Origin of the sequence: Rathayibacter agropyri (genome assembly GCF_013249015.1) — a bacterium.
Classification (GTDB): Bacteria; Actinomycetota; Actinomycetes; order Actinomycetales; family Microbacteriaceae; genus Rathayibacter; species Rathayibacter agropyri.
Map to the genome: position 1 here is coordinate 807708 of NZ_JABRPL010000001.1, position 18393 is coordinate 826100.

Below are 18393 nucleotides of genomic sequence, written 5' to 3' on the forward strand. Positions count from 1 at the left end.
GATCAGCTTCGCTCACAGGGGTTTCCTAGCCAGCCGGCGCGATACCGGCCGAATCATCGCCTGCACGTCGGACTGGCGCAGGCCCAGCATCAAAGTCACGGGGATCGCGTATCGACGCCGCGCCAAGAACAAATTCATAGCAGCCGCTACGGCATTGCCCACCAGGGTTGCAAGAGCAGCACCGACCGCCCCGAGGGAAGGAACGAGGAGAAACAGCACCACCGTATTAACGAGCGCCGCGATGACGAGCGATGCGCTTCGCAGACCAGGGTTGCCTCGCGCTGCGAGCACCGACCCAGCCACCGACCCTGGCGTACCAACGACAATTGCGCACAGCAAAATCGCCGCGCTGGCTATCGCCGCCGTGAAATCGCGCCCGAACAATATCGGGAGCCAGAGTGGCATTGTGAAGCCAATCACGAGCGCGGCTATCGCCGCCAGACAGGTAGTAATACGGGATGTCGATCCAACCCTGGCATTGTCCCGATCACGGGCGTCTGTCGCAAATATGACTGTGCCGACCGCACTTGTCAATACGAGAGTGATTTCACTAACGTTGACGGCCACGGCATAAAGCCCTAGTTCGTACGTGCCAGCTTGTGGGATCATCAACAGCTGATCCAGGCGGGAGAGAAGAACTCCCGAGATTGACCCGACCCACACGCGGCCGCCATAGGAAAACATTTCCCGTAGGCGCACCCGCCGCGTCGGATTACTCGCATCGTCCTCAGCCTCTTCACCCACATCGATCCGCAGCAGGCGGACGTATGCTATTGCGCCAGCGAGCGGCGAAAGTGCGATCACGAGGAAAGCCGTGAATGGAGTCAGCTGCCCGACCGCTGCAAGACCAGCGATGGGGAGGAACCTGAGCAGCGAACCGAGCAAACGCTCGAACGTGATCGTGTTCCAACGGCCACGACCAGCGGCTATGCCACGGAGACCACCCAATAAGAGGGTCGGAACGATCGCCGCGGCAGAAAGCTGAATCATTTGCTCTATCTCGAGACGCCCTCCCGCGAGGAGAGGAGCGGCGAGCCACACGACTAACCCCGAACTCAGACCCGCCAAAATCAACAGCCATAGGGCTGCGCCGGCGGCATGCTTCATCGCATGGACGTTTCGCGCGACGAAAAACGTCAGAGCCTCTGGAACACCGATCGTGGCGACAACAGTTGCCAAAAGAAACGGAGCAGTCGCCGCGGCGACTTCGCCGCGACCTTCGACTCCGAGTGAATAGGCCAGAATCGGCGCGGTAGCGAAGGCGGCGAGAGGCGCCATCAAGTTAGCAACGGACGACGAAAGAACACTCCTCGCGAGGGTCGTCTCCTTCCCGACCCTCGCCGCACCAGACCGGGGCGAGCCGCTCATAGTCATCGTTTTCCGTTCTGAGATGCAACGCTCTCCGTGCCGCTGAGAAGACGTTCGCCGATGCCCGACTCAGCGCTATGCTTTCTCTCACTCACGATGCAGCACCGCCACTCATTCGCCGCTTGATGGTCAAAAGCTCGTCGAAAAGCTCTATGTAGCGGCGCGCTGACACCTCGAGTGTGTAAGTATCCGGGAGGCGCACCCGCCCTGATTTGACGAGAATTTCCGCATCAGTCAAAAGCGCACCAATCCGTCGAGGCTCCGCCCCCCCTACAAGAATCCCGGTCGGCCGGGATGCACCGAAGGTGTCGGCAACAGATTGAGAGGTGACGAGTGGGAGCCCTGCCGCCAAAGCCTCAAGCGCGACAAGCGGGAGCCCCTCTCGTCGGCGGGACGGCGCCAGGACCGCACAGGCGGACGAGAGAACCCAGGAAATTTCCGGCCGGCTGAGGCGACCGAAGAAATTCACACGTTTACCGAGGCCTAGCCTCGCAACGCGTTCCCGCAGATCCCGGTCGAAAGGCCCGTCACCGATGATCACCAAATTGCCAGGCCAATACTTCAAAGCCTCAATTGCGAGATCGGGGCCTTTGTCATGGGACAATCGCCCAACGAACGCCGCAAAAGGCAGAGGGGGCAGCGTGCAATCCGTTGGCACGGGAGACGGCAGGCTGATGCCATTTTCTATAATTTCGAGCCGAGTCGGCCTCGCGCGCCGCGGATAAGACTTGATTGCCTGCGCTATTCCCGGTCCCACAGCCACGAGTGCATCGTACTTCGGGTAGCGGTCCCAATCCCTCAACATTCCGGGGATTTGGCCCAAGGCGTGCCTCACCCCAGACAGCGAGCGGCTGGACAACGCTGACCGCGCCTCCTCGATCGAGGTGCCATGAGCCTGCATGATCGTCACAACGTCGGCGGCGGAACTTTTCACCATCTCATGCGCCCCGGCGCTTACCCCAAACACCACCTCAGGACGTATCTGCTCGGCCGCGGCCACAGTGGCGCGGAACCACTCCTCGCTATATCCCCCGGCGACCCCCGGTAGCACCCTGACTTCGAAGGGAGCGCCCGAGAACCCGGACGAACCAGGCGTAGTCAATCCAACGACCTCATGTCCACTTGCCGACCATTCGCTCATCAGGTCCCACGCAGCAACTTCCATCCCCCCGCCACCGTGTGCCGGAAGCGCGCGCGAGGCGACAAGAATTTTTACCACGGCTTTTCTCCCGACAAATAGCACTTCGTTGCGCTCTGCGCACACGAAGCATTGGCTTGTAAGATGGCAGAGACTACGCCGTTGGATAGGCAATCCTGAATAGAACTAGGCACAGTATACATCCGGATCCATCCGACAGCTACTTTTTTTAAAACTCCCATTTTGAGAATCCAGTCGTCGTCACCTTCCGACAGTCCAAATATCTTCTCGAGATTGAGCGACGTCGGCCTCCAGCGCTCGACTATCAGCAGAACCGTACGTCGCAGCTATCTGAGCATCATTTCCCCCCTCAACCACGTTGAGCGACCAGAGCGAAGTCTGACGCCCTATGCCGCGTATGCCGAGGAAATCATCCTCGGCATACTCTCCTGTAAATATCACTCTCGATCCCAGTGTCAAGGCCTGCTTGTGTAACCAAATATCATCCGCACGGGGTGCCACCGCCAGGAATTCAGTGCCCGCCTCCCGAAGCCCGTCGACCACGGCTGGAGGATACAACACGCCACCCACCCCGACAGCGAAATTTGCACTAGAGACAATGTGCGGCGACGCCGCTGGCCAGCTTTCATATGGCGCGATCGCACCCTTCGAGAGGATTATCCTACGGGCGCGATTAGCAATAATATAGTCCGGCGCCGCCTCATGGAAACGAATTAATGTTTGCAGAAGCGTTATGGGGTAAATAGTATCATCGTCAACTGTTACCAACGCCGTTTGATGGCTCTTCGCACTGATGGCAAAAGGGTAGTACTTCTTGTGTGAGCGGTAGTCTTTGGTCCGGATGATTTCCAGGCCTCTCTTCTGAAGCCGCATAAGGGAGGAGGGGATATTCTCGCTTTCGTTATCGCCGATCCAGAGGATCAGCCGCGACGGTAGAACTTTTCCCCGGGCAAGCGACTCGATAGTGAAGTAGGCGGTTTCGATCCTCTTCCCATAACTTGTCAAACTTATCACGGGTGCGTCCTCGTCCTCGCTGACGATCCGCCGTCGACGGGTCCGGTTACCAATGGCATCAGCGATCATCAACCAAGCGGTACGGAGATCCCGCCAGACTTTCCAGAAAGCGCCAGGATAGCGAAATAGCCCACTGAGTAAACTTCGCGCGATCACGTTCTCCTTCTTCCGCTTCGTCGACGAGCAACATACGCATCAGAGCCCGGACGCGACGCCACAGAAGGCGCGGAACCGTAGACTCCCAGCCTCGGGGTCTTGGCGACCCCTAGCAATCCGTTGCCAGCCTCTCGCTGGACAGACCACAAACTCGATCCGGCCCCTTCTTTGAGGTCCAGGACGAAGATCCGTGAAACGACAACTATTGCGGCGAAAATGGGCATCGTACTGAGAGTGCCGAAGAAAGAGGTGTTGTCACCCATACCGTGAATAAATATCCAAGAAACGGAACCTATGAAGCACATGGCCGCAACGGACACCTCCTTGCTTGAGCGTCGAACTACTTTGATGAGCTGCATGACAATCAGTGCGTAAAGCGCCAAGATGAGAGCTACTCCGGCCAGACCGACATCGATCCAAATGCTGAGGAGAAAGTTGTGAGGCGGATATGATCCCGGAACACCGATAGTAGTAGAGACACGCGTGAGTTCAATATTAAATGCACCGTATCCCGATCCTATAATGGGGTGCTGTTGGATTACATCGATAGCAACGTCCCAAATCTTGGAGCGAATCTCCACGGAATCGGAGGACTGCTCAGTAAACTGCTCAGCTTGAGATAGAACAAAACGAACTCCGAGGATCAGAGCCGGGATGCCTATCAGCACGGCAAGCGCACGATTCAGAAGAATATTAGCTTGTGATGCAGCCTTATAGAGTAGGTACATGGAAGGAGCCAGGACGACGGCTAATCCGATTCCAGTCTTCGACCCGGTGAATATCGCTCCGATAAACATGATGATTGAGCCAATAGTCATGATCCTCGAATGAAAAAGCTTCCCGAAGCCAAAGTATGCAAACGCGGCCGCCCCCATGGTCATAGACGCGCTGTTACCGTTGAGATAAATGCCGCCAGCTTTAAAGGTTTCGACCACATTATTGTAATTAGTCGTGAAAAGCCCAAGAACTCCCGCGCTTGAGAAGTACGGCGCAATAGGAGATGTGAGGTAGGACATCTCGAGACCGGGATCAACCAAAAAGGCGATGGTCAGAAAAGACTGCAGAACAAAGAACGGAAGGCCCGCGTACATGACGGTCTTGAATATGCCGCGATCGGCAGCCGCAGCGAGAACGAAGGCAAGTACTGCCGCTAACGCGCCAAGGACCTCCATCACCTCTAACGCACCTCGGCCGACCGAGGGCGAGAGAGGCAGGTAGACGAGGTGGAGAACCACAAAAGCAGCAAGAAGAGCAGGAGCCCCCCGCCAAAGCGAGGCCTTCATCCGAACCAGCGTCACGGGGAGCGTCAAAAGATTCCAGGCAAGAGCACCCGAATACACGACTGGCACGATCTGATAGATTTGTGGCACGGCTAGCACCGCGCCGATCACCGCAGGTACTGAGACCCGCGAAGCGAGAAGCCACAGAAGGAGCGCGGCCACAAGAAGACCGCCGATGATCAGCGTCATGCTGCTCCCCCCCGCGTGGGCACCAGGAGACGGAGCGCCGCAACTTGCGTCCGGTTTGCCCTGACACGAGTAATCCTTGCTGTTGCGATCGCAGCCCCAACGTCGCCGGGTCGCGCGATTCTTGCCACACCAGGACCAGGTGCTAGATCACCGAGCGTGCCGACCAATATGAGCGGTTGAAGCGGGACCGTACAGTTCTTCTTCAGCTGTTCCGCCCCTCTCGAAGCGCGCTCGGTCCTCAGGATGAGGTGACCCGTAGCAGATGCATCCACCCCATCCTAGCGACGACACGTCCGATCCCTTAAGTCCGCGGCGCGTTGTACCCACCCGCGGACGTGCTCTGGCCCTCGTTCGGGGTGTTTCGTTAGCAAAAGAACCTCGATGACCTCTTTTGTGCGAACTATGGTCCATAGCCTCTGAGTGTCTGCTCCATCACTCTTCAGGTCCGCGTCATTCTCAGCGTCAACCGGAGATCGAAATCAGCACAGACGCAATCGAGGGAGAACCAGCATGGACGCGCCACACGAACTTCACCCAGTTATCTCTAGGAGATCAATTTTTCGCGGCGCTGTTCTGGGGACCGCTGTCGGTGTGACCCCTTCGATCGGCGCAGCGGCCGGACGCGCATCAAGCGCGGAAAGTCTCCCAACCGTCACGATGGTTTTCAGTGGAGGAGCGACTCCTTCCTGCTGGATCAACGACATTGCAACTCCTTACGTATCCTGGATCTCGACAACCGATGCCAATATTTTGGGGGCGGGGTCGGGGCTGAAAGTGTTGCGAGCGACCACTAATTTGCTCGGCGTGAGTTCGACATTCAAGAACGCGCTTATTTTGAATAGCCCCACCTGGACCAGCCACTCGGCCAGCACGAAACGCGTGGTATCCGTCAGCCAGGATGGAACCGCTGTCACCTTTGGGATGAAAGCTGCATCCGCGGACGCGGGAAGCTACGGTGGTTTTCGCAGTGTTGCGATGATTGACTCTGGGGTTGTCGATGTGACGGGAACGATTGGGATGTCGAACATTCCCAGCGGCGAAAGCTATACTGCATTTTTTGCCTGGTATAACCCTCTGAATGGCGCTTTTTCGGATAACTGCACTGTTTATCGTACCATCGACGGAGAGCCGGCGACTCGGGTGAGCATCCGGATGAAAAACCCCGGCGGTCCGCGGAGACTGATAGTCGGGATTTATCCTCTTCACAGTTCGATATCTCTCTCCTCCGAGCCCTATCTCTCGGTCGCTGATCTCATGGTGACACCAGTGGAGCGTCTGCCCAACTCGGCGTTCGTTGCGGGCATATCTGGAGTACCTGCCGGATGGGAACTCCACGATCCCGGGTCTTCTTCAAAGATTATAAGTGCGGATGCGTCATCAGTAGTCGTGTCCTCAACGCGGAGCGCGACCACCCCGACTTCTTTTGGTGGCATTCGCGGCACCCAGCCGTTCGACCCGCAGTCAGAAGTGTTACTTCAAGCGCGCGTTGCTCTTAGCGGAGCGCCAATGGCCAGCGATGCTGTCGTCATGGCAGGTTGGTGGAATTCGTCTACAATGACCATCGACGACAAGACTCAACTTTTTGCAGCCTCTTCGATAAGGACGAAGCCACAAGCGGCGAATATTAGCACCCCCACCGTATGGCCGTGCGCCGCGACTCTCCCAGCGCCGGCAGGAAAGAGAAGTCTGGTCCTCTTTGTGGAATCTTCAGATTCATCTTCGATGCCTGGCTTGACAATTCAGATGACCATTAAAGGTCTTTCGATGGTGGCGACGCCGAGCTCAGGATGGGACGCGTATTTTCAACCGCCTTATACGGCGACGTCATGGAATAGATCCGCACCGGCCCTCCTTTGCCCGGACGGGAAGTACACACTTTTTGCGAAAGTGAGCAAAAATGTCGGCTATGCGACGAAAGGACAAAATGAATGGCTGTCCGCAGAGGTCCTGGCCACAGGCGGCACCGGGATTGATCTTTCGAAAGCACTTGGAGGAAGCTGGCGAGTTTGGCAGCTCACTCTCATTCCGTCGATCAATACGACCGAGATTGGCAAGCAGGTCACCCGCTTAGGTGTTCCCTCCTTGACAAACGTACCGAACGATCATCCTGCTGGGGCTCTTCGGACGGCCAGGCACGTCATGAGCGTTACCTACTCGCAGGTTGGTTCGCCGCAGCCGGCCGCCATTCGCACGGCTCTCGACCGAAATTTCACCAACTTCACGCTCGTGCAAGGCGACGTCGCCCCACGTGACAACGCTGCCACGCAGCGCCGTGCAGAGATCAGAGCTCAGGTTCCGCTTGCTCCCTATTCAACTCCTATCTGGACGTCGTTCTCGCTGCGACTAAATAAGAGAATGGAGAGGAGTTACTGTATCGCAAGTCAATGGCACTGCTCGAGCGATCCCGGCGACCAGCAACATTACTCGCCTGATCTTAGCCTCGTACTCGCCGCGCATCCGACCGGAACCTGGGCACAGATCACGGCGAGGAGCGATGGGGGCGTAGCCGACTACTCCTCTGCCGCGAGACCTCCCACGCTCATCGAAAACAATATTAAAGCGCAGAATCCTCTGACGACGGGGCTCTGGTACAACGTGGTTATTGCGTCGAATTTCTCACGGTCCGGTGGCGGTTCTATCAGATGGTGGCTCAACGGCACCGAGGTCTCGAACCCGGATGCAAGGATTCCCGTCGGATATTCTCGAATCGAAGGGCTTGGCTTCATGTACGGTGCATACACAACCGGTACGAGCAGCGATGTGCCCAACGATCCGCAGCGAAACAAGGTCGACATAGACTTCGCGAATGTAGAGTATGGCACTGCTGACCTGTCTTCGCGGATCACGCGGCCACGCACGATTCTGGTCCGATGACGACCAGGACTGTCCTGTGCAATGAAGTTGGTCCGACGAGATACAGAAGGGTGTCGCGTCCGTTACTACTATGGATCAAAGTGTAGAATAATTCGTCGAGATTTAAATCTACCTTTTTGAAGCCATGCCATGATGATTTCCGACCCGATCCGAGGGAGAAAATCGCGATCGCTGCGACAGAAGCACTCGGCTCCCTCCGGTGGTGGAAGGTTGAAGAGCACGTACACGGGACAGCGGATCCGCCCGATAGGCCGAAGAGGACCGAGGGTCCGGTCGTGCGGGCGGTGACGTCAGTATTCGTCGCTCGCTGCGGTCCCAATACGCGGCTGTTCTGCCGATGCAAGTGCGATCCGTTGAGGGTCCGGCGACCCGACGCCGCGCACGAGGGCGTCGGTCGGGACTTCCCTTGGAACGAGCAACACCCAACCGCCGTCCGACGCCGTCAGCACGTAGTTCACTTGGTAGGCGGTCACCGTGGCTCCGCTGTTGACGGGAACATCCGCGGTAGTCGGCATTGTTGCCCGATTCGATGTGGAACTCCTGGCGCAATCCGTGACAGCATCGAAGGCTCCCGCCGGCGCCGCGGTTCGCCGATGCTCTGCTGTCACCGCAAAGACGGTCAACTCGGCTAAGTTCCGCGATTCCGCATGAACTCAGACAGACCAGGCTGCACGCAAGGTGAGAATCAGCGCTAGAACGAGTCATACACAGCACTTGCTTTGACACGCTTCGATGAGTGTCTCGAAACTTCGACTTGCCGATGAGAAGCATCGGAGAGATGCACGTCGGCAAGAAGTAAATGATGAACGCGCTGTGATCCGGGCGCGTCAGAGGTCACCAGCACCTCAGCGGCTAGGCCAGGCGCTTCGAGATGAAGATTGACTGCTTTCAAGCACATTTAGCATTATCTGGCACGGTCACAGCCTCCCTCTCGCTCACCCAGAGGAGGTGCGTTTGCTCCTACGGTCCCCCATTCACTAGGCACGTGACGGCGAATTCCGACTCGCTTTCTCTCTAATCGTGTCCCTTCGGGCGGCAGGGACAAGCGCTGCCTCGCGCCGCAGAGTGCTCTGGGTGGTTCGACGAGTGGTCTTGGGAGACAGCACTGACCGAGAGACCTCGTGGGCCCGACGGGTGGCCGGAAGGTGTGCTACTGGCACGGGCCTTCTCTTCCTTCATCTCGCGCCATCGCGCACGCGATCGCCGTTGATCTGTAGAGTCCTCAACCCCGCCAGTACCCCATCCCCACACAGAAGGAGTCTCCTGTGGAGAACCTCACACACGCCCGCTTCCCGATCTCCCGGCGGACACTCGTCCGTGGAGCGCTCACGGGCGCCGCCGCTGTCGCGGTAACCTCCGCGGTGACCGGCGGCTCGCCCGCCAGCGCCGCTGCCCTGCCGTCGGTTACGATGACCTTCAACAACGCTACGCCGACGTGCTGGGTCGACGGCGTCGTCACCCCGTACGAACCATGGCTCTCGACGTCCGATCCGTACATCCTCGGCGGGGGGACAGGCCTCAAGGTCTTCCGATCCACCGCGAACATCCTCAAAGACAGCGCCACCTTCGCGGACACCTTCTCCCCCACCACTCACAGTTGGCAGAGCCACTCAAGCAGCACCAAGCGCATTGTCTCCCTTAGCGCAGACGGCTCGGCGATCACCTTCGGAATGAAGGCCGTGACCAAGGACCCGGGAGGCTACGGCGGATTCAGGAGCGTGGAGACGATCGAAGGAGTGGTCGACGTCACCGCCACCATCGGCATGTCCAACGTCGCGGCAGGAGAGGTGTACGAGGCGTTCTTCGCGTGGTTCGACCCCACGAACGGCTCCTTCTCAGACCCGTGCACGGTCTACCGCACGAAGGACGAGGAAGCGTCGACGCGGATCAGCATGCGCATGAACAATCCCCGTGGTCCGAGGCGCCTGGTCATCGGCATCTACCCGAGTCACAGTGAAGTCTCCCTCGAGTCGGAGCCCTATCTGTCGGTTGCGAACCTCATGGTCACCACGGCCGAGCAACTACCCCACCCCCGATTCGTCGACGATGGGACAGGCTCACCGACCGGATGGACGGTCTACGACCCCAACGCCTCCGCTCACGTGACCACGTTCGACTCGACCTCCTTTACGGTCACATCGAAGCGAAGCACAACCGTCCCCACCTCCTTTGGCGGACTACGCGGGACGTCGCCCTTCGATCCTCAATCTGCCGTGCTCGTGCAGGCGCGCGTGGCGCTGAACGGCGTGCCAGCCTCGAGCGACGCGACCGTCATGGCCGGATGGTGGGATGCGAAAACGAAAGCTGTGGTCATCAAGACGCCTCTGTTCGCAGCGTCCGCCGTGAGGACGAAGCCGCAGTCGTCGGACATCAACACCCCCTCCGAGTGGCCGTGCGCCGCAACGCTCCCTGCCCCCGAGGGACAGCGCACACTGGTCCTCTTCGTGGAGTCCCTTGACCAATCCGCACTGCCCGGAGCGACCGTCGAGATGAGGGTCAAGGACCTCACAATGGCTGCCTCGCCGATGTCCGGGTGGGATAGTAACTACCAGAGCCCGTACACGAAGACATCGTGGAATCGCACGGCACCCTCGCTACGGTGCCCCGACGGCCAGTACACCTTCTTCGCCAAGGTGCGCAAGAACGTCGGCACGTCTTCTGACACCCAAAACGAGTGGATCACCGCCGAGGTAGACGCTGTCGGCGGAAACGGTATTGATCTCTCGAAGGCGCTCGAGGGCAGCTGGAAAGTGTGGCAGGTGACGGCTATTCCTTCCACCGATAAGGCCCAGATCGCGGGGCAGATTCGCGACCTTGGGACGCCGGCGCTCACGAACGTACCCAACGACAACCCTTTCGGTGCCCTCCGGACTGCGCGCCACATCATGGTCAACTCGAACACCCAGGTCGGCTCCGCGCAGCCCAGCTCCATCCGGACGGCTCTCGACCGAAATTTCACGAATTTCACACTGGTTCAGGGCGACGTCGCACCCCGGGACAATGCCGTCGACCAGCGGCGGGCCGAGATCAGATCGGAGCTGCCGCTGGGTCCCTACTCCACCCCAATCTGGACATCGTTCTCGATCCGGCTCAACAAGCAGATGCAGAGAGGTTTCTGCATTACCGGCCAGTGGCACTGCAGCACTGACAAGGGCGATCACCAGCATTATTCTCCTGACCTGAGCCTCGTCCTCGCGAAGCACCCGACAGGCACCTGGGCGCAGGTCACGGCCCGGAGTGACGGAGGGGTTGCGGACTACTCCTCGACGTCTAAACCGCCGACCTTGATCGAGAACAACATCGGTGCGCCCACGCCGCTAGAGACGGGTGCCTGGTACCACATCGTCATCTCCTCGACCTTCTCGAGGTCGGGTGGAGGCTCTGTCCGATGGTGGCTGAACGGTGTCGAGATCTCCGATCCGAACGCCCAGATTCCGGTCGGCTACTCCCGAGTCGAAGGACTCGGCTTCATGTACGGCGCCTACACCTCCGGCACGAACGGGGACGTGGCCGACCCTGAGACGAACAAGGTGGATCTAGACTACGCGAATGTCGAGTTCGGGACGGGTGACCTGTCCGCCAGGATCACCCGTCCACGGCCCGTGCCCGTCGCGTGACGGGCTCACTCATGAGCGACGCGTATCACCAGCCTCTCACGCGAGGACGATGTAGGTGGCCTGGTAAGCCTCGCCGGTCGCTCCACTGCGTACCGGCACGGAAGCCGCGGTCGGATTCGTCGCTCCGACGGTGAAGCCCGTCTGTGAGGCAGTCACGTACAGGCCGAGCGCTTGCGTCTTGGCGTCAACCGGAGTCAGCACCACGGAGGGCACCGCGTCGTAGGCCCGCCCAAAAGTCACGCTAGCGACAGGTCCGCTCCGCGCCGCGTTGCTGCCAAAAGCGAAGCTCCCGAACATCGGTGAGGCCGGCCCCCGTCGCTACGGGCGCCGGCCCACCACCGGAAGCGGCGACCATCGCCTCATCAGACCGCGTCGAAACGTGCCCGGCGATCATGACCGGCCCTCGGAGTGCGAAGACGCTTCCTCCCGCACGGCCGTCCCGCAGGAATGTTCCGCCGTCGTAGGGCCGGTCCGTCACTGACGGATCGATCACGACCTCCCCAGCAAAACCCGACTCGATCTCAATCGCAGCAGTCGCGGTTCGCAAGAAACGCGTCCCAACGAGGCTGACCGCAGATCCCGCTGCAAGCAGAAGGGACGGAAGCGCGGTAGGTGGGGTAGTCCCTTCCGGCAGATTCTGCATGATGACACCGCCGAGGAATGTGACGCCGCCCAGCTGATCGGCTGTGACGAACCCGGTCGGATCAACGTAGGCGAGGCGCCCCTGCGCCTCCTTCCCGCCATTCTGATTGTCTACGAACTGCTGTCGGTACTCGATAATCGGAGACGGCTGCCCGAGCACCTGCAGCGCGTGGAACACCACCGACGTCACATTGCCGATACGAATCAACGGCCCTTCGTTGAGAACGCCATTCCCGCTCCTCGCCGCCTCGACATGAAGGCCGACGCAGTCCAAGTACTCCGCGTAATCAGCATGAGCATCACTCCCAGCGGCGATCGCAAGAGCCGTATTGGCGCTCCGCTCGATTGTGAGACCGCGGAACTGGCAGAAGTTCGTTAGTCCACGCTCACCCAAGCGGATGATGACGGCGGCGTCGTTCGCGCTTCCGCAATTGTCAACGTAGACATCGCGCCACACGGAGTTATTCATCGTCCCGACATCGATTCCCGTTCTTCGAAACCGGAAGATCCGGACGGAGTCCATTCGGAACTCGAAGCCTCCACGGATGGCCAAGGCGACAGAATCCGAACCCGTTTTAGTCTCGGCTACTTTGTTGTAGCCATCGACGGTCAGGTTCGCGAGGGTGACTCCACCGCCCTGAACGGTAACCAGCGGCGAGGAAGCACCAGGAGCGGGGATAATGTTCGCGCCTCCGTAGCTGTGAACGTCATCTCCCGGCAGCAATTGGTCGGGAACCGCAGCGTCTCGGCTCCGATTCCGATGAGGCTAGACCGTTCCGTGGCGAGCAGCGAGCGGACGGCGTACCGTCCGGACGGGGCGGTGATCGACATATGTTGGCGCGCGGAGAGATCGAGGGCAGCTTGAACCGCGCGGATATCGTCGGTGACACCGTCGCCAATCGCTCCGAAGTCGCGCAGCGACAGGCCGCCCCAGGGAACCCGGCGCGCGACCATATCGTCGAAGAGGAAGGAGCCCGAGGAGACGCCCTTGACGCCGACCGACACGCGCATCACGGTCGCACGGCTCGGCCGTTCCTCCGCACGTGGCACAGTGAAGACGCCGTGGAACGCACGCCATGCATCCGAGACCTGTCCAGGATCGATGCTGACGAATGCCGAGTACGCGCGCAGGTCGCGGGAACCGGAGTAGTAAGAGACGCTCATGTTCACACTGGCGTCCTTGGCGACGCCTGAGACCTCGGTGGCTCTGATCCAGATCTCCCCGAACCACAGTTCGCCGGGTGTGACGTCAATGAGTTGCATGCTGCTCGCCGCAGACTGCCCGCCGGATGCAACGACCCGAAGAGCTCTCGATCCGCTCCCCTCAGGCGCGGCATCATCGACGATGGCTGCGGCGCCTTGTCGATTCGGAGTCCATGTAATCTCACCCGATTCAAATTCAGGATCGACGAGTTCATTGGGTGCGAGGCTGCGTCGGCCGTCTGCCGCGGTCGTCGCGGCGCCGTCGGTCATTTGGGCCTGGGCAGTCGAACTCCATGTCGACGCTGCAAGAGTCACTCCACTCACAGTGAGGAAGCCTCTTCGGGTAGCGTTATTCCTGGATTTTTTTCTGAGTGAAGGTCATGCCGCATGATGGTAGCCAGGTGCGGTTCACCCGCCGCACCTCGTGTCGCGAAGCATCGTGCCCTTCAGCGCACGGCGACGGTCGCCCGATCTCGCCCCACCAGGTCCCTCTGCGTCGTCGCACCGCGCCAGCCGTCCGACGTCAGCAACTCGCGCAGCGAGGCGCCCTGGAGCTCGCCGTGCTCGATCACGAGCACTCCCCCGGGCCGCAACAGCCGCCGCGCAGTCGCCGAGAGCGCGCGAATGACGTCGAGCCCGTCCTCGCCGCCGTAAAGGGCCGCCGGCGGATCGTACAGCCGCACCTCCGGATCGCGCGGGATCGCGGCGGTGGGGATGTAGGGCGGGTTCGACACGACCACGGCGACGGTGCCATCGAGTTCGGGCAGAGCGCTCGCGAGGTCGTCGAAGACGATGCGCGCGTTCTCAAGGCCGAGGCGGTCGCGATTGCCGCGGGCCCAGATGAACGCCTCGGGTGAGTTCTCGACGCCGATCACCGAGGCGTGCGGGACTTCGTGCGCGAGTGAGAGGGCCAGCGCCCCGCTGCCGGTGCCGAGGTCGACCGCGACGGGTGCCGGATCGGCAACGGCGCGCAGCACGTCGATGGCGATCTGGGCGACACCCTCTGTCTCGGGGCGAGGCACAAACACTCCGGGGCCGACGGCGAGTTCGAGCATGCGGAACGGCGCGACTCCGGTGATGTGCTGCAGCGGCTCGCGCGCGGCCCGGCGCTCGACGGCCTGATCGAAAGCATCCCGCACCTCCTCCTGCACCGTCAGGCCGGTGATGAGGCGTGCCTGTAGCTCGCCGCGGCCGAGACCGAGCAGATGCCCGAGGAGCAACTCCGCATCGACGTCCGGAGAGGGGACGCGGGCAGCCCGCAGCCGACCGACGGCCTCGGCCAGCACAGCGCGGGCATCGCCGCTCACGACTCGTCGGAGCCGATGTCGGCGAGGCGTGCCTCTTCGTCGGCCTGGATGGCGCTCTCGACCACAGGGTCGAGCGCCCCGTTCATCACACCGTCGAGGTTGTAGGCCTTGTAGCCGGTGCGGTGGTCGGCGATGCGGTTCTCGGGGAAGTTGTAGGTGCGGATCCGCTCGGAGCGGTCCATCGTGCGGATCTGCGTCTTGCGCGCGTCGGAGGCCGCCGCGGCAATCTCCTCCTGCTGACGGGCGAGGATCCGGGCGCGCAGGACGCGCATACCGGCCTCACGGTTCTGCAGCTGGCTCTTCTCGTTCTGCATCGAGACGACGATGCCGGTCGGGAGGTGGGTGATCCGTACCGCGGAGTCGGTGGTGTTGACCGACTGGCCGCCGGGTCCGGAGGAGCGATAGACGTCGATCTTGAGGTCGTTCTGATTGATCGCGACCTCCTCGGGCGCGTCCACCTCGGGAAACACCAGTACACCGGTGGTCGACGTATGAATCCGGCCCTGCGACTCCGTGACGGGGACGCGCTGCACGCGGTGCACACCGCCCTCGTACTTCAGGTGCGCCCAGACACCCTGTGACGGGTCGGTGGCGTTGCTCTTGATCGCGACCTGCACGTTTTTGTAACCGCCGAGGTCGGACTCGTCGCGATCGAGGATCTCGGTTTTCCAGCCCTTCGCCTCGGCGTAGTGAAGGTACATCCGGAGCAGGTCGGCCGCGAACAGCGCGCTCTCGGCTCCGCCCTCGCCGCCCTTGATTTCCATGATCACGTCGCGGCCGTCGTCGGGGTCGCGCGGAATGAGCAGGCGGCGCAGCTTCTCCTGCGCCACGCGCAGCACCTCCTCCAGCTCGGGGATCTCCTCGGCAAACGCGGAGTCCTCGCGGGCGAGCTCTCGTGCGGCCTCAAGGTCTTCGCCCGCTTGGATCCACGCGGAGTGCGCCGCCTTGATCTGGCTCAGCTCTGCATAGCGGCGATTGACCTTCTTGGCGCGCGCAGCATCGGCATGCAGCGCCGGATCGGAGAGCTGGGTCTGCAGATCCTCGTGCTCGGCGAGGAGGACGCTGACGGATTCGAACATGAGGGGCCTGGCTTCCGAGAGGTGTGGGGTGGGGTGGGGCGGCCCCGGAACGCGAAAACGTCCGCGGCCGCCCCCGCTCAAGGGGCGACCGCGGACGTCGGGACGCTAGTGGTGACCGTTGCTGTGACTGGCGGCGGTTGGGGCGACGGCCGACTTCGAGACCTGCATGAGGAACTCGACGTTGGAGGACGTCTCCTTCAAGCGCGAGAGGATGATCTCGAGTGCCTGCTGCTGGTCGAGCCCGGCGAGGGCGCGGCGCAGCTTCCAGGTGATCTTGACTTCGTCCGCGCTCAGGAGCATCTCCTCGCGGCGGGTTCCGGACGCGTTGACGTCGACAGCGGGGAAGATCCGCTTGTCGGCGAGATGGCGTGAGAGGCGCAACTCCATGTTGCCGGTGCCCTTGAACTCCTCGAAGATCACCTCGTCCATCTTCGAGCCGGTCTCGATGAGCGCCGTCGCGAGGATGGTGAGCGATCCGCCGTTCTCGATGTTGCGTGCCGCTCCGAAGAACTTCTTCGGCGGGTAGAGCGCCGAGGCGTCCACTCCGCCCGAGAGCACGCGGCCCGAGGCGGGCGCGGTCACGTTGTAGGCGCGGCCCAGGCGAGTGATGGAGTCGAGCAGCACGACGACGTCGTGGCCCAGTTCGACCAGGCGCTTGGCGCGCTCGATCGCGAGTTCGGCGACGGTGGTGTGGTCTTCGGCCGGGCGATCGAAGGTGGAGGCGACGACCTCGCCGCGCACAGTGCGCTGCATGTCGGTGACCTCCTCCGGACGCTCGTCGACCAGGACGACCATGAGGTGCACCTCGGGGTTGTTCTGGACGATCGCGTTCGCGATCTGCTGGAGGACGATCGTCTTGCCGGCCTTCGGCGGCGCGACGATCAGGCCGCGCTGGCCCTTGCCGATCGGGGCGACCAGGTCGATGATCCGCTGCGTGAGCTTGCCCGGCTCCGTCTCGAGGCGCAGGCGCTCGGTCGGGTAGAGCGGAGTGAGGTTCTGGAACTCCACGCGCGCCGCGGCCTCATCGACGCTCTGGCCGTTGATCGAGTCAACCCGGACGATCGCGTTGTACTTCTGGCGTCCGCCGCCTTCACCCTCACGGGGCTGGCGGATGGCGCCGACGACCGCGTCACCCTTGCGCAGGTTGTACTTCTTGACCTGGCCGAGCGAGACGTAGACGTCACTCACGCCAGGCAGGTAGCCGGTGGTGCGCACGAATGCGTAATTGTCGAGGACGTCGAGGATGCCGGCGGCCGGGATGAGGACATCGTCCTCGCCGATCTCGGGCTCGATCTCGTCACCGACCGCGCCACCGCGGCGCTTGCGGTCGCGGTAACGGCTGCGACGGCCGTCCTCGCCCTCGGCCTGCTGAGAGTTCTGCTGCGGTCCGGATCCTCCCTGCTGCGAGGTCTGCTGCCCCTCGGCCTGCGAGGTCCGCGAGCCCTGGCCGTTCTGCGGCTGGTTCTGCGCGGCGCCGTTCTGGGGAGCGTCGTTCTGGCGATCGTCCGCGCGGTTGCGGTTGCGGTTGCGGCGGTTGCGGCCGCGGCCGGTGCCCTGCTGGTCGCCGTTTTGCTGCTGGTCGCCGCTCTGCTGCTCCTGCTGCTCGGGGACATCAACGTCGGCCTCGGTCTCGGCCGGCGAGGATTCGACCTGGGCGTTCTGCTCGGCGCTGCCGCCGCGGCTACGTCGGCGTCCGCGACGCTCGCGCTGGCCGCCGTCGCGGGAGGAATCGTCTGACTCGGGCCCGTTGGGCAACTCGATGTCGATGACCGGCTTCGCGGCCGACTCGGCGTCGGGTTCCTGCTCGATCACGGGGAGGTCGGGGATCAGCGACTCAACGCCGGACCCTTCGGGGACGTTGAGGTGCTCGCCGGCGGCGACGGTGCCGCTGGAGGCGCGACGCGAACTGCGGCGGCGCGGGGTGCGCTCGGCGACCGGCTCGGCGGCCGCGGGAAACTCGAGCTCGACGGGAGCCGATTCGGCGACGGGTGCGGCCGTCTCCTCGACGGTCGGCGCGGCCTGCTCGAGGACGTCGACCGTGTCGGCCTCGGTGCTCTCGACGCGCGTCGGCAGATCGCCCGGCGCCTCGGGCTCGGGAGTCGCCTGCTCGGCCACGTCGGCCGGCTCGGCCTCGACGTTCGTGGCATCGACCTCCGGAGCGACGCTGGCGTCGAGTTCGACCGCCGCTTCGGCCGCCGTGCCGGCCCGGAGATCCGAGATGGCCTGCACGAGTTCGCCCTTGCGGAGCTTGGAGGCACCGCCGAGGCCAAGACGAATCGCGAGCGCCTGAAGCTCCGCGACGCGGAGGGCCGAGAGGTCAGCGGTGAGATCCACGGTCGAGCCGTGGGTGTTGACGTTTGTCACTGGAGAGGGTTCCTTCCCCCCGGGAACGACTGCTCACCGGGAGAGCGCATCGACCGTGCGGTGCCATCGCGTGTTCTGATCCACGCGATGCTCTCGGCCGCCGAGGCCGACTGCCACAGAATGCGCAGAGAGGGCCCGGAG

Annotated in this window: 12 protein-coding genes; 2 read left to right on the forward strand and 10 right to left on the reverse strand. The window is 62.0% G+C overall.

The annotated features are described in order from the left end of the window. Positions 1 to 12: 12 nt before the first annotated feature. The 4 genes from HRF29_RS03775 to HRF29_RS03790 all read right to left on the reverse strand — a co-directional run bounded on the left by HRF29_RS03775 (position 13) and on the right by HRF29_RS03790 (position 5166). Positions 13 to 1374: an oligosaccharide flippase family protein gene (locus HRF29_RS03775; protein ID WP_343043636.1), complete on the reverse strand. Its 1362-nt coding sequence runs from the start codon at positions 1372 to 1374 to the stop codon at positions 13 to 15. An 85-nt stretch (positions 1375 to 1459) separates the two neighbouring features. Further along, complete coding sequence (locus tag HRF29_RS03780; protein ID WP_173244806.1) at positions 1460 to 2632, reverse strand: glycosyltransferase; 1173 nt, start codon at positions 2630 to 2632, stop codon at positions 1460 to 1462. A 135-nt stretch (positions 2633 to 2767) separates the two neighbouring features. Beyond that, positions 2768 to 3697, reverse strand: coding sequence for a glycosyltransferase family 2 protein (locus HRF29_RS03785; protein WP_173244809.1), 930 nt, complete (start codon positions 3695 to 3697; stop codon positions 2768 to 2770). After that, a complete protein-coding gene (locus HRF29_RS03790; RefSeq protein WP_173244812.1) occupies positions 3694 to 5166 on the reverse strand; it encodes an O-antigen ligase family protein in 1473 nt (490 codons plus the stop codon). The genes HRF29_RS03785 and HRF29_RS03790 overlap by 4 nt, the downstream gene beginning before the upstream one ends. A gap of 591 nt (positions 5167 to 5757) precedes the next feature. Between HRF29_RS03790 and HRF29_RS15275 the strand changes: the two genes are divergently transcribed. Both HRF29_RS15275 and HRF29_RS15280 read left to right on the forward strand, forming a co-directional pair. After that, positions 5758 to 8040, forward strand: coding sequence for a heparin lyase I family protein (locus tag HRF29_RS15275; protein ID WP_173244815.1), 2283 nt, complete (start codon positions 5758 to 5760; stop codon positions 8038 to 8040). Positions 8041 to 9305: 1265 nt separating this feature from the next. After that, positions 9306 to 11657 carry a heparin lyase I family protein gene (locus HRF29_RS15280; protein ID WP_173244821.1) on the forward strand — a complete coding sequence of 784 codons (2352 nt, stop codon included), beginning with the start codon at positions 9306 to 9308 and terminating at the stop codon, positions 11655 to 11657. 36 nt (positions 11658 to 11693) lie between these two features. Here the strand turns inward: HRF29_RS15280 and HRF29_RS03810 are convergent, their stop codons facing one another. The 6 genes from HRF29_RS03810 to rho all read right to left on the reverse strand — a co-directional run bounded on the left by HRF29_RS03810 (position 11694) and on the right by rho (position 18252). Beyond that, positions 11694 to 11897 carry a hypothetical protein gene (locus HRF29_RS03810; RefSeq protein ID WP_173244824.1) on the reverse strand — a complete coding sequence of 68 codons (204 nt, stop codon included), beginning with the start codon at positions 11895 to 11897 and terminating at the stop codon, positions 11694 to 11696. 1 nt (position 11898) lies between these two features. Continuing rightward, entirely contained in the window at positions 11899 to 12852 is a 954-nt protein-coding gene (locus tag HRF29_RS03815; protein ID WP_222929580.1) for a hypothetical protein, read from the reverse strand. Between the two features lie 56 nt (positions 12853 to 12908). After that, complete coding sequence (locus HRF29_RS03820; protein ID WP_173244830.1) at positions 12909 to 13772, reverse strand: glycosyl hydrolase family 28-related protein; 864 nt, start codon at positions 13770 to 13772, stop codon at positions 12909 to 12911. Between the two features lie 176 nt (positions 13773 to 13948). Continuing rightward, positions 13949 to 14809, reverse strand: coding sequence for a peptide chain release factor N(5)-glutamine methyltransferase (gene prmC, locus HRF29_RS03825; RefSeq protein ID WP_173244833.1), 861 nt, complete (start codon positions 14807 to 14809; stop codon positions 13949 to 13951). Continuing rightward, entirely contained in the window at positions 14806 to 15888 is a 1083-nt protein-coding gene (gene prfA, locus HRF29_RS03830; RefSeq protein WP_173244837.1) for a peptide chain release factor 1, read from the reverse strand. Before prfA ends, prmC begins: the two co-directional genes overlap by 4 nt. A 105-nt stretch (positions 15889 to 15993) precedes the next feature. Continuing rightward, positions 15994 to 18252: a transcription termination factor Rho gene (rho, locus tag HRF29_RS03835; protein WP_173244840.1), complete on the reverse strand. Its 2259-nt coding sequence runs from the start codon at positions 18250 to 18252 to the stop codon at positions 15994 to 15996. Between the last annotated feature and the right edge of the window lie 141 nt (positions 18253 to 18393).